7 protein-coding genes and 4 pseudogenes are annotated in these 11,965 nt (G+C 44.4%); all 11 read right to left on the bottom strand.

All coding sequences use genetic code 11. From position 1 onward, the window contains the following. Positions 1–149: 149 nt before the first annotated feature. The gene (locus RWS39_RS03715; protein WP_260470300.1) at positions 150–281 is read right to left on the bottom strand and encodes a hypothetical protein; all 132 of its coding nucleotides are present in this window, start codon (positions 279–281) and stop codon (positions 150–152) included. 269 nt (positions 282–550) lie between these two features. Continuing rightward, positions 551–646: pseudogene (locus tag RWS39_RS09555) on the bottom strand (LPXTG cell wall anchor domain-containing protein); the annotation flags it as partial. A 240-nt stretch (positions 647–886) separates the two neighbouring features. Beyond that, positions 887–6,970 (bottom strand): annotated as a pseudogene (bgaA, locus tag RWS39_RS03710) (LPXTG-anchored adhesin/beta-galactosidase BgaA); the annotation flags it as partial. A gap of 179 nt (positions 6,971–7,149) precedes the next feature. Further along, positions 7,150–7,315, bottom strand: a pseudogene (locus RWS39_RS09550) (YSIRK-type signal peptide-containing protein); the annotation flags it as partial. A gap of 273 nt (positions 7,316–7,588) precedes the next feature. Beyond that, complete coding sequence (locus RWS39_RS03705; RefSeq protein WP_314480585.1) at positions 7,589–7,936, bottom strand: class Ib ribonucleoside-diphosphate reductase assembly flavoprotein NrdI; 348 nt, start codon at positions 7,934–7,936, stop codon at positions 7,589–7,591. 9 nt (positions 7,937–7,945) lie between these two features. Then, entirely contained in the window at positions 7,946–8,293 is a 348-nt protein-coding gene (locus RWS39_RS03700; protein WP_314480582.1) for a hypothetical protein, read from the bottom strand. A 177-nt stretch (positions 8,294–8,470) separates the two neighbouring features. Then, on the bottom strand, positions 8,471–9,037 hold the full coding sequence (locus RWS39_RS03695; protein ID WP_314480579.1) for a TetR/AcrR family transcriptional regulator: 567 nt from the start codon (positions 9,035–9,037) through the stop codon (positions 8,471–8,473). Between the two features lie 183 nt (positions 9,038–9,220). After that, the gene (locus RWS39_RS03690; RefSeq protein WP_314480576.1) at positions 9,221–9,622 is read right to left on the bottom strand and encodes a DUF3021 domain-containing protein; all 402 of its coding nucleotides are present in this window, start codon (positions 9,620–9,622) and stop codon (positions 9,221–9,223) included. A gap of 10 nt (positions 9,623–9,632) precedes the next feature. Beyond that, positions 9,633–10,088 carry a LytTR family DNA-binding domain-containing protein gene (locus RWS39_RS03685; RefSeq protein ID WP_314480575.1) on the bottom strand — a complete coding sequence of 152 codons (456 nt, stop codon included), beginning with the start codon at positions 10,086–10,088 and terminating at the stop codon, positions 9,633–9,635. 20 nt (positions 10,089–10,108) lie between these two features. Then, positions 10,109–10,972: an ABC transporter permease gene (locus RWS39_RS03680; RefSeq protein WP_314480572.1), complete on the bottom strand. Its 864-nt coding sequence runs from the start codon at positions 10,970–10,972 to the stop codon at positions 10,109–10,111. Positions 10,973–11,190: 218 nt separating this feature from the next. Further along, a pseudogene (locus RWS39_RS03675) lies at positions 11,191–11,839 on the bottom strand (ABC transporter ATP-binding protein); the annotation flags it as partial. Positions 11,840–11,965: the final 126 nt, after the last annotated feature.

Here is an 11,965-nt window from a genome sequence, read left to right as displayed (position 1 = left end):
AGACGCAGTGGTTGAGTGGACTCTACTACGCTGATTTCATCAGCTTTTACAGCCCTACTCAACTGTGCGGAGGTGGGACGACAAAATCGCATTCTAACGAATTACCGATCTCTGTCCCACTCTCCAGCCACCTTCACTGCATCTGCTTCTTAATGACTATATTGTAGCCAGAAATAATACTGGCTTGATGCACAGCCCAGTCTGGTTTTTTCGATTTCTTCCTTAGAAATTTTTTGCGCTATTTGTGTCTTTTGTTTATGGTTGAAGAGATTTGTTTTCATAGTGGGCCTCCTTATTATCTGAATATTATTTTTGATTTGTTTTTCCTTACACCTATATGATATAAAAATCCCCGTCCCGCTACCATCGAATAACCTTTCATTTTAAGCTTTAAACTTACATTTTTGTCATCTTAAATAGAAAATTTGACGATTGATAGTTCAGTTGCTCTATTCTCTACAATTTCCTAGAAAAACAGCAAAAAGACCAAGGCATCTACCTTGGTCTTTCATGCGACAACTTTAGTTGTCAAGATTAATCTTCTAGAGACTTAATCTTCTTTTTTCTTTAGTTTTGCTACAAGACTAGCTACTAAGCCTAACAGTCCCATTCCTGCCAGTGCTGCTAGCTGTGCAGAACGGTTCCCTGTGTTTGGCAAACGACCACTGTCGGTTTGACTTGCTTTTCTAGCTTCCGATTTTGTTTCTTCAGCCTTTGTTTTTGCTTCTTCAGCTTTTGCCGGTGCTTGAGCAGGTCTTTCTGTAGCTGGCTGAGTCGGACTTTGACCTTTCTCAACTTCTACAATCCGTGTTTCGCCCTTACCAGTCTCTTCTGGCTTTTGAGGAGTCACATGGTGATTATCAGGTGATGGCTGAGGCGTTTCTTTCTTCGTTCCGACCAGTACGATTCGATCTGTCGGAGCTTGGAGAACTTCTCTTAGTTTCTCTTCTCGCTTACCATCTGGATAAACTTCTGTGAGAACTCGTTCCTGACCATTTTGGCCTGCTTGAGCCACACGCTTTTCTCCTAGTTTGAGCGTCGGATCCTCTTTTTCAACTGTTTGGAAATTGAGCTCTTGTTCGAGGACTTCTAGACTTGGCAGTTCTTCTTGGACAGCAGCTGCAGTTTTCCCAGTCACTGATTTTTCCCTGGTCAATTGGATGCGGTATTCCTTGACCTGCTTACCATTTTCTAAAACAAGGCGCACCAAGACTGGCAAATGGTCATCTCCACTATCCACAACCGTCGAAGCTACTTGGTCACTTTCTGCTACTGTAATCTTCGGACGTTGACCTGTATAAGTCACTTGATAATTCTGACGCTCTTGAGAGAAGTCTGGCAGTTCTTTTCCATCTACCAAAATCTTAGAATTTGTACTTTCCTTAGCCAATTCACTTGGTGCCAAGAAGGTCATTTCCGTCAGAGCAACTCCATTCTTGTCATCTTTTCTTTCCATCCGCCATCTCATCGCTTTCGACTTGACAGCGTTAAAGCTTGCCGTAAGTTCAGTACCCGCCTGGATTTCTTGGTTGATGTTATATGGAACAGCTTCCCAGTTGTCAGGGTTGTTAAACGGATGATTCGGCTCGTAGGCTTGGTAGTTTGAGTAATAGACAGGAGCATCAAAATCCGGTCCAACATAGCGCTCTAAAACAAGTTTAGATGGTGCATCTGTTCCGCTATCGGAAAAGAAGCGCAGTTTGGCTTGAACGGCCGTCCGCTTGACAATCTTGCCTTGATTCTTGAAGATAACACCTGCTGAGACTTCTGGATTCGCTGATGGAGCAGCAGACCAATTGGTCCAACGACGACTGTCATCATGATCCCCATCATTGATATAGTCCACACGGTCATGAGAACCTGGGTCAATATCATTGGTTGCTGAAGCAAAGGCTTGATTGCCATTTTCATCATAATATGGATTGTCTGACACAGACGCGCCTTGCTTATCGATCACTCGGACAGAGAGTTCGACTGGTAGATCACTACCTAGAAGGCGCCCTCGAACAGTGAATTCACCAGCTTTTGCCAGATTTTCAGCCGGAACTGGCTCCCACTCAACAGTTAGGTCTTTGACTTCATAGTCTGATGTACCAGTGAAGTAAACAGGAACCTTGTTTGGCAAGTCTAGGCTTTGACCTAGGTGAAGCAAGCGAGACTGTTTCACCGCTGCTACTGGCTTGCGAGCCAGCAAGTCTTTATCATTTGTAAAGTAGAGACGGTATTCCCCGAGGATATCCCCATTTTCTGCCTTCACGACAACACGGACAGGATCTCCCTCATGGACACCTGGCACGACTGTTGCCAGACCATTATTGCTGACACTAGCAGTTACTGCTGGTACTTTTCCGTCGTTAGCTGGGAGATAATAGTCAGTCAAGCTTGGGTTAAAGTTTGGCAAGTCTTGACCAGCCACTTGGATACGAGTTGCTGCCTCTTTCGCTGCAGCCACTTGTTTAGAGAAGATTTGGACTTCTGTGATCGAGGTTCCCCACTTGTCATCCGCTCTCACCATACGAATCCGAAGGGCATAAGTATCTACTTTATCAAAGTTAAAGTGATTCATTTCCCCAGCTTTGAGCTGATCAGGAGCTTTAAGATTGGTCACCGGTTTCCAGTTGGCATTATCATTGAAGACATGCTCTTCGCTTTCGACAAAGCTAGGATTCTTAGGTGCAGTCGGCACGGTCTTGCCAGCATAATACTCGATCACGTAGGATTTCGGAGCCCCAACCCCGTGATCTTCGTGGAAAGCTACATTCAGATTGTCAACCGCTCGCTTGGTCATAATACCAGAATCTCCAAAGAGAACGCCCACTGAAGCCTCATCTTGACGGTTCCAGTTTGTCCAACGATTGGCTGGTTGGTCAGTGTAAGAAATCACCTTATCATTGACATAAGATACTAGGTCACTTGGATTAGAGTCCGAAGCAAAGGCCAGTGGCAACTCTGAACCTGTCCATTGGTCAGAAATATTGGCTCCATTTTCAGTCTTAGCAGAGACACGGACATGGAGTTTGGTTGTCAACTGAGTGCCTTCTACCTGACCAGTGACTGTGAAGACGCCTTCTTTTTGATATTGACTTGGCGAAATAGAGTCCCATGTGACTTTTGCTGAGGAAACTTGACCATTTGAATGGTAAGTTCGGACACTCTCTAGCAGGTGTGGTGCTTCCGCAAGTGGAGTTGTCACGCTGACTTCCTCTACTGTGACAATGCCTTCCACAGACACCTTAGCACGCGCTTCCTGCTCAATACCTTCAACTTTTCCGACTACTTCAAAAGTGTGGTAGCGATCAAGTTTTTCTTTTTCGACAGCCTGCCAAGTAACCTTGTGAACTTTAGGAAAGCCTTTATCGTACTCAACCGTCACAGTTGTTGGCAGTTTTGGTTCTTGATGCAAGTCTGTTACCACATGGACTGGGCGAACTGCTTGAACCACTTTCTTCTCCGTATTGGCTTGAATCACTAGTTCCACTTGCCCTTCAGCACCGTCATACTCGGCTTTCAAAGTCACATTTCCTGGCTTGTGTAGTTCCAAGCTTCCTTTACGAACGGCAACTTCTCCTTCACCTTTCGTAGAGAAGGCCACCTTATCTGCCTGTAAAACTGCCTGAGTGCCATCTTGATAGTGAGCCAAAACAGTTAATTGGACAGTCTGGTCTTCTTTGAGCTTATCAGCTTCTGCCACTTGGAGATTCAAATGATCAATTTTCGGTGCTTCTTCTAGGAATTGCACTGCATAAGTTTGCAGGGCTCCGCCATCTTTGGGCTGAACATAAATATTTGCGCGCATACCGTTTGAAGCACTGGCTTGAACCACAGTCACATCCGCATTTTCAGCTGTAGCTGCTACTGAAGGGAGCTGCGCTCCATAGGAAAGGCTCTGATAATGGACTGGTTTTTGACTAGTCAGGTCCGATACTGCCTCACCACCCACAGTCACTAGTGGCGTCACAGGTCCAGCGGCTTGCCCTTCTTCAACGAGCAAGGTAGCAGAAATGGTATCGCCTGCTAGATGGCCGGTCATTGGAATACGAGAACCTGCCACAGACAATTTAGCTTGATCTTCTGGCGCGATTTCCCATTTATCTACATCATAATGTTCAACACTGCCGTCAGTTAGAGCAAGCGGAATCGACTTATCTACACTGCTCAAGTCCGTTCCTGGAGCTACTCGTTTAATAACTGGCAATTCTCTTTCAACAGCTAAAACCTCCACACGTGCTTCTACTTGGCGGCCATCTGCCTCTCCTTTGATGGTTACAATACCTGAATGGCTAACGTCTGCTTGTGACCAAGTCACAGGACGTTCTGCACGACTACCGTCACTGTAAACAAAAGGAACTGTCGCGGGCAAGCTTGGAGCTTGTCCCAAAACTGTGCGAACTTGTGGCACTTCCGTACCCAAAACAGTCTTTTCTTTCTGCTCGTCCTTGCCAGTAAAGACCGTCACCTGGTCTGATTTTAATAAACCAGAATGGGCAGTCAGCGTAAATTTACCTGCTTGGTCTGTTGATTTGACAATGGCAACTCCCTTACCGTTAAAGGCTTTGCGGATCCAAGAACCGTCTGCTTGTTCCTTGTAACGTTCACGACTAGCTTGCTCACCATTGTCTACACCGACAAGCTGGCCTTGTCCATGCAACTGGAAGCGAACCAGGTTATTGGCCGTTAGCACGACATTGCCGTCACGGTCAACGATTTCATAGTAGATATAGGTCAAGTCTTTTCCATCTGCTGCGATAGCATGCTCTTCCTTGACCAAGCGTACACCTGCAGGCTGACCTGCAGTGACAATCTTGTCGCGGGCAATCTCTTTACCTTGATCGTCACGGGCTACAGCTTCCAAAGTGCCTGGCTGATAAGCCACTTTCCACTCAAGGTAAAGTTCTTGAGGATTTGCCCCTTCTTGATAGCTGCGACCGTCGCTGGTTTCTTTTTTATTAAATTTCTTGACTCCCAAAGATTGGTTGTTCAAGTACAATTCAACACTAGCAGCATTAGAGTATGCACGGACTGGTATTTTATTTTCAGCATCTGCAACATTGTCTGCCAAGTCTTGATTTTCCCAGTTCCAATGAGGAAGCAGGTGAACCATAGGTTTCTTCTTGGCTGAAACCCACTGACTTTGGTAAAGGTAGTAGTCATTTTTCGGAATGCCCGCCGTGTCCACTATTCCGAAGTAAGAACTTTTCACAGGTGTGTTGTTTTGGTTGTGCCAAGGAGTTGGCTCACCGATATAGTCTGTACCTGTCCATATAAATTGTCCTGCATAGCCCGCATTGTCTCGGTCAAAGGTCCAAGAAGCGGTTGCCGTTTTACCCCAGCCAACACGGTCATTTCCATAGTCAGACTGCTCATAGTTGCGCCAAGACTGATTGCTTCCAACCCATTCTTGCTCTGGATGGAAATAACTGCCACGCGTACGAGTAGCCGAAGAGGTTTCAGAACCATAAATCAACCAGTTTGGATGTTTGGCACGTAAGGCTTTGTAATTATCTTCTGAATAGTTAAAGCCAACTGCATCCAGTTCATCTGCGATCTTTTCATGGCCACCACTACCATCACCAAAGCGGAATTTGTCAGCCCCCATCGTGACATAGCGAGTCTTATCAACTGACTTGATGACCTTGACCAGACGTTTAACAGTCGCTAACGAATGAGCATCGCCATTTGCTTCACCGATTTCATTTCCGATCGACCACATAACGATGGCAGGATTATTTTTTCCTCTTTCAACCATGGTCCGCAGGTCATAGTCAGACCATTTTTCACCCTTTTTAGCTTCTGGGTGAGTCGCATCTTTTTCAAAGAAACGTCCGTAGTCATAAGGCTTCTTGCCTCCATACCAAGTATCAAAAGCCTCTTCTTGGACCATCAGACCCAGCTCTGCCGCAATCTGCAAAGTCTGTTCGCTGGCAGGATTGTGGGTCGTACGAATGGAGTTGACCCCCATTTCTTTCATTTGCTTGAGGCGACGATACTCTGCCTTATAGTTTTCTTCTGCTCCTAGAGCCCCGTGGTCATGGTGCAAGGATACTCCGTGGAACTTGACCTTCTGGCCATTGAGAGAGAAGCCTTCGTTTGGCGTCCAATTGTAATAACGATAGCCAAACAAGTCTTTCTTCGCATCGACTAGCTGCCCATCACGATAGACCCGTGTTACCAATTCATACAAGGCAGGCTTGTCATTGAACACAGTCCATAATTCCGGTTTTTCTACTTCTAAGCTTGCCTGGATGGTACTGCTTTCGTGGGCTTTTATTTTTTGGCTAGCAGTGCGAATAAGGTCTGTAACTGCCTCACCACCACGTCTGACAATCTGATACTCCGCTGTGATTTCATGGTCTTTATCGTCTGTATTGACAATCTTACTCGTCACATGAGTAGCAACCTTACCGTCTTGTTGTTTCTCAAGTTCTGGCGTTAAGATAGTTGTACCATTTTTCTCAACATGAACCTTATCTGTCACTTGCAAAGTCACATCACGGTAGATCCCGCTTCCTGAATACCAACGGCTGCTTGGTTGCTTGTTGACAACGTGCACAGCGATGACATTTTCTCGACCATCTTTGTGGAGGTATTTAGTAATATCGTATGAAAATTGGTTATAACCATTTGGATAATGCCCGACCAGTTGGCCATTGACAAAGACCTGCGAATCCATGTAGACACCATCAAATGTAAGGCGAACATTTTTATCAAGATCTTTTTCGTCTAATTTCAGAGGCTTACGATACCAAGCATCTCCACCATTGAGCTGGCCACCTTCATTCTGTGCAGGCGACTCATAGTCAAAATCAAAGTGGATACTCCAGTCATGGGGCAGGTCTAACTTTTTCCACGATGTGATATCCGTCTCAGCTTGGACAGCTTCCTTAGCATTAGCATTTAATTTAAAGTGCCAATTCTGATTAAAATTCACTTTTCTGTCTTCGATCATTTGGCTCACTTCTTCCTTGGTCGCAGATTTTATCTCAGGCTGCGCAGCTTTCTATTGAGTAGCTTCTTGGCCATTCTCTTTTGCTCCATTTTGAGACGCTGCTGAAATGTCCTCCGTCGCTTTAGCAAGCTGAGGGCTTTCTTCTTTGTTCTCCTCCTGAGAATGCACAACAGGCTCAGCTGCCTGACTTGTCACTGGTTCAGCAGCCACTTCTTCCTCAATGGGCTTTTCCTCCACAGGCTTTTCTGCAGCAACCAACGCAGTTGTCTCCTCGGCATAAACTGGACTTGCTCCTGCAACACTCGCTCCAAATAAAAGGAAGCACGTCCCAATAACTATCGAGCAAACACCAATAGAAAACTTTCTTATGCTATAAACTCTCTTTCGATTCCAATGATCCTTCTTTTTCTTTTAGTAACCGCTTCTATTTTTCAAGGAAGCGCTTTACTTTTTTATAATCGTTTCCCTCCTATTTTATAAAACAAGATAGCTTATCTCAATAAGGCAAGAAGCATTTTTATATTTTTGAGCGTTTTTCCTAAAATTAGGAGAAAAACAAACTTTATCGAACATTCCTATAAAAAAGATGAGTCATTGTCACCCATCCTTTTCCTATAGATTTATCATACAAATAATCCGTACTTAGAGTTTAGCCAGATATTCCTTCACAAGTTTGATGTCCACTTCCTTGCCACCTCGGTCAATATCGCAGATATGCGGCAGCCCATATTTTTCGATAATCAAAGCTGTCGCCCCGCAGAAGGTCCGTCCATGCTTCACCGAATCTCCATTATTGACAAAGCCTTTAATCAGGCTTGAGTGTTTCTTTATGAAGCGCTTGGTGGACCAGGGGATTTTCCCAGCCCCTGCATTTCGAGTAATGAGAATGCAGGGTTCTTCCAACTTTTCCTTGATGGTTTGTGTCGGATAGCCCAGCGATTCTGCAAATCGCTTCCCAACTCCCGTTACTGAATCATAAACTATTATCATTTCCTCTCCCTACTTTCTCAAAAGAAGTACTGCCAGAAAAGCAGCAAAGCCTACAACCGCCACATCCGATATCAGTTGTAAGAGAATTGCCAAATCAGGCATACTGTGAATATAGAGCAAGATACTGATCACCGTCAAGGCCAAGACCACCAGCTTGAGAACTACCGCCACGCCTGGTATCACAAGCAATCCAACCAAGATACAAATAAGACAACCAATCAGAAAAGACTGAAAGCCCAAACTTAGGCCAAAGCCAAATTCCATCCCACCATAACCAATGGTCAAAAAACCAATCACAACTAGGCAAAGACCAAAAATAGCCCTTCCACTCAACATATTTCCACCTTGTTTCATCATTATTTCCTCACTTTCTCATTTGAATGAATGAATTATGATATTCATTTATAACTTCTCAAAAAAAATATTTTTTCCAATTCACTTCCACCAAGACTTTATATCACACAAATCTACCTCCTTATCTGAATGAATATTTTTACAAATTCATTCACACCATCTTCCAAGAAAAGGAAATTCTTATTTAGCAAAAATTCCCTTTAAAAAATATTTCACCAAAGTCTCGATACTCTCAAAATAACCTGGAAAATCCTGCTCTGTCACATGCATGTCAATGTAGTAGAGCAAATCATAAGCCTTCATGATTTGGGCGACTTCCTCCTGTGAAAAGCCCTGCTCCTGCAAGCGCTGGCTGAAAGTCTGAATCAGAAACTGGTGAAAGGCATTAGCCGAGCGGCCAGCATCCTGATTATAGTAGTCGTGCAAGATCTGAGAAATCCCCGGCTTGCTCCACTCAGCCAAAATTTTGTTAGGTGAAATCAATTCAAAAGTGACTGCAAAAAGCTGTTCTACGACTGCCTCTGGCTCACCTTGCCAATCCACGCGCTGCATGGTTTCCTCACGTATGCGGTTATTCTCCGCCACATAGACCTCTAAAAAAATAGCTTCCTTGGACTCATAATACTTATAAAAAGAGCCAACAGCCATGCCAGCACGCTTGGTAATATCTGAAATATTCGTCTTTTTATAGCCTTTCTCAGCAAACACCTGCCTAGCCTCAGCCAATAATTCAGCTTTTTTGTCCATGACTCTCTCCTATCCTGAATGAATTAAATTTTCTGTTCATTCACATTATAACACTTTAAAAATATTTGTCAAGAAAAGCGGAAATCGTACTTTGAAAGGAAGACGACAGTTTGAGATAATAGCTCCTTTGTTAAATAAAAAAACAAGCAAGTTCTCGTTAAACTTGCTTGCGTCTTGGATACATTAGTGTTGTTTACGATTTTTCAAAGCTTCGTTGATTTTCTTAGTTTTGATCATCGAATCGACGGAGATAAGAAACCAAACCAAGAGGTAAATCAAAACAAAGTTTAGCCAGAAGAACCAGCCGAAAAGCATATTTCCCCAGCCATTGCAGATCACAGCCAGACAAACGATGGTCGCTGTCACTACAAAGTGGCAGAAAAGTAGGAAAGGAAATGGAAAGCGATCTGTCGCATCAAAGATATAGCTTGCTACTCCGATTAAGGCGCTGACAAGGAGAACACTGAGAATAGAGCTAGGAGTCAACGAAAATGTTTTTCCTGAGAACAGACCTACCAGCAGAAAGACCAAACTACCTGTTCTCAGACCATCCTGCATACCGATAAGAATTTTTTTAAAGGTCATGATTTTCCTCCTAAATTCCCAAATAGTCCATAAGCAGCTTGACATAGCGGCGACTGACGTCGGTTTTGAGCTGATTGGTCAGCTTAGCAGTCATATTGCCCGAAAAGCTATCCGACAAGGATTCCAGATGATCGATGTTAATGACTGCATGCCGCGACACCTGGATAAAATTGCGACTATTGAGACGATTTTGAAAGCGAGTCAGCGTTTCTGTCGTTGTATAAACGCCCTCGGTGCTGTAAATCATCAGTGTTGTCTGATTGATATCGGCTAAGATAATATCCTCTGTCTTGAGCATGACCAGCTTATCATCCGACTTGATAGGCAGGACGCCACTTGGACCAACCTTGAAGTTTTCCAGATAGTCTAGGACGGTCTTGGCCTCACCAGCTAGCTGATCCGCTCTCACGACCACCAGCGGGTCTTGAGAGGAAATCTGAGCATCTTCTTCAAATCTTGTCTGCAAACCTAAGCCTCCTACTTTCTTTACTTGAAGCTCATCCGTCGATTCAGCAGCCAATTTTGACCTAGCCAGAACAGGGCTGCTACCGTGAGCACTACTCCAACTATATAGTATGTTTCTTGGCTTGTCAAGAGCTTTTGCCATTCGATACGGATACCTAGGAGCTTCTCAAATTCTTGCTGGAGCTGACTCTGGTCCGCAAAAACTTCAGTCAGAGAATCCTTCATCAGGACCTGTCTGAAAAGGGAAGCCATGTAGGTTGAGGGAGTCAGTTTCATGAGATTTTGAGCTAGGCTAGGCAGAGTCCCAATCGGAATATAGGTTCCTACTAGAAAACCAGAAGCCGCACCGATGACCGTCGCGTATTGCCCCAAGGAATTCACTGATTTAAAATAAGGAACAATTAGCGCATTGAGGAGGCTAGCCAGCAAGCTATTGAGCAGCATGAGGCCGACTAGCTGGGGAATCAGTGTCCAGTCAAAGGAAATCTTGTCTGCTAGGATAAAGTAGGTCAGCATGACAGCAAACATGAAGACTTGCATGACAAAGCCAATCACAAGAGCACTGATCAAGTAGCTAAATTGCAAGCCCCATTGCCCCAAATCTGTGATAAAGAGGTCAGCGGTCACCTTTCTTTCTCGGTCTTCAGTTTGTTGTGAAAAAGCTGATAGGGTGGTTGTCAAGGCGGTGACAGCCAGTGTTCCGCTAATCAACCAAAAGTCGAGCAGTTCCGCCGCATGGCTACTGTCTGACCAAGAGCCTTTCATGTTGTTCTTTAGAAAAACTAGATATAAAACAAAGGGAATAATAGCTCCAAAGAGAGAGAGAACCACCCCACTATGATTGCGAAAATAAAGTAAAAAGTTTCGTTTGATCAACATTAACATTTAACGTACCTCTCTTCCTGTCAGAGCCATAAAGGCATCATCCATTGTCCCTGGTTGGAATTCAAATTGTTCAATATAGGAGCCAAGCTGCTTCAGCAAAGCCAATGCTTCTTGGGTCGTATCTGGATAAAAGAAAAACTCATTTTCCTTAGCTTGCTCCCATTCGCAGCGAGTCTGCAAAGCGACCTTCAAGCCCTCTGAATCTGGGGTCAGAATCCGCAAAACATTGCGGGCATAGCGCTCCTTGATCTGGTCAGCAGAGCCTTGCGCAATGACTTGACCATGGTCTACGATGTAAATCTTATCCGCATCATCGGCTTCATTTAGATAGTGGGTGGTCAAAACTACGGTCATCTTTTCCTTCTGCTGCAGGTCTTTGAGCAGCTTCCAGATACTTTCTCTAGTCTGGATATCCAAGCCTGTCGTCGGCTCATCTAGAAAAAGTAAGTCGGGACTGTTGAGCAGCGCACGGGCAATGTCCACCCGACGCTTTTGTCCACCAGAAAGGGTCCCGTAGCGTTGTTTTGCAAAGCTAGCCAGTCCTAGTTGCTCGATCAATTGCTCAATCTTACCAGTTTCCACCTGCTTGTACTGCTTGGCACGGATTCGCAGATTTTCAACTACTGTCAAATTGGCATCTAGCACACTATTTTGAAAGACTACGCCCAGCTTGGTTTGTTCTGCATAAATGATTTGTCCTGATGTCGGCTGCAAAAGCCCAATCAACATCTGAATTGTTGTCGATTTTCCTGCTCCATTTGGCCCTAGAATGGCTGTGAAACTGCCTGACTCAATTTCTAAATTCAGGCCATTTACTGCTACCTTGTCTCCATAAACTTTGGTCAGATTTTTTACTTGGACTAACATGATCTTTTCTCCTGTCTTAACTTCTGAGACTATGATAGCAAGTCTTTTTTAAAAAATCTCGGCTTTTTGGACAAGCGGTAAAATGAGGGAGATGAGAGGTAAAAATCCAGACATCAAAAAATCCCT

The sequence above is a fragment of the Streptococcus cristatus genome (genome assembly GCF_963529205.1).
In the GTDB taxonomy this organism is placed as follows: domain Bacteria; phylum Bacillota; class Bacilli; order Lactobacillales; family Streptococcaceae; genus Streptococcus; species Streptococcus cristatus_O.
The sequence above is the reverse complement of the archived record's forward strand: the minus strand, read 5'-3'. Positions and strand labels throughout refer to the sequence as shown.

Bases quoted from the DNA above. Each gene is read 5' to 3' on its own strand.
- RWS39_RS03705 (WP_314480585.1), bottom strand. From the start codon at position 7,936: ATGATAATAGTTTATGATTCAGTAACGGGAGTTGGGAAGCGATTTGCA.
- RWS39_RS03690 (WP_314480576.1), bottom strand. From the start codon at position 9,622: ATGACCTTTAAAAAAATTCTTATCGGTATGCAGGATGGTCTGAGAACA.
- RWS39_RS03700 (WP_314480582.1), bottom strand. From the start codon at position 8,293: ATGATGAAACAAGGTGGAAATATGTTGAGTGGAAGGGCTATTTTTGGT.
- RWS39_RS03680 (WP_314480572.1), bottom strand. From the start codon at position 10,972: ATGTTAATGTTGATCAAACGAAACTTTTTACTTTATTTTCGCAATCAT.
- RWS39_RS03715 (WP_260470300.1), bottom strand. From the start codon at position 281: ATGAAAACAAATCTCTTCAACCATAAACAAAAGACACAAATAGCGCAA.
- RWS39_RS03695 (WP_314480579.1), bottom strand. From the start codon at position 9,037: ATGGACAAAAAAGCTGAATTATTGGCTGAGGCTAGGCAGGTGTTTGCT.